The sequence below is a fragment of the Rhizobium sp. P2_G2 genome, from assembly GCF_056403555.1.
This window is the reverse complement of the sequence record NZ_JBFUFF010000281.1, coordinates 1-540: the sequence shown is the minus strand read 5'-3', so window position 1 is coordinate 540 and position 540 is coordinate 1. Positions and strand designations below refer to the sequence as shown.

The 540-nt window shown below is 68.3% G+C and carries 1 pseudogene; it reads right to left on the bottom strand.

Annotated features, from left to right (window positions below):
* A pseudogene (locus AC1D06_RS42750) lies at window positions 1–521 on the bottom strand (NAD(P)(+) transhydrogenase (Re/Si-specific) subunit alpha); the annotation flags it as partial.
* Window positions 522–540: the final 19 nt, after the last annotated feature.

The following is a 540-nucleotide window of genomic DNA, read 5'->3' as shown; positions in this document are numbered from 1 at the left end:
GCGCCCAGACGCCGGGCCGTAGCGATCGCCTGCAGGCCGGCGACGCCAGCGCCCATGACGAAGACTTTCGCGGCCGGCACGGTGCCGGCGGCGGTCATCATCATCGGCATCGCCCGGTCATAGATCCCGGCTGCGTCAATCACCGCCTGGTAGCCGGCGAGATTGGCCTGCGAGGAGAGCACGTCCATCGACTGCGCCCGGGTGATGCGCGGCATCAGTTCCATGGCAAACGCGGTCAGCCCGGCCGAGGCCATGTCGGCGATAGCCGCTTCGTTGCCGTAAGGGTCCATGATGGCGATGACCACGGCGCCCAGACGCCGGGCCGTAGCGATCGCCTGCAGGCCGGCGACGCCAGCGCCCATGACGAAGACTTTCGCGGCCGGCACGGTGCCGGCGGCGGTCATCATCATCGGCATCGCCCGGTCATAGATCCCGGCTGCGTCAATCACCGCCTGGTAGCCGGCGAGATTGGCCTGCGAGGAGAGCACGTCCATCGACTGCGCCCGGGTGATGCGCGGCATCAGTTCTTCCATGGCAAAC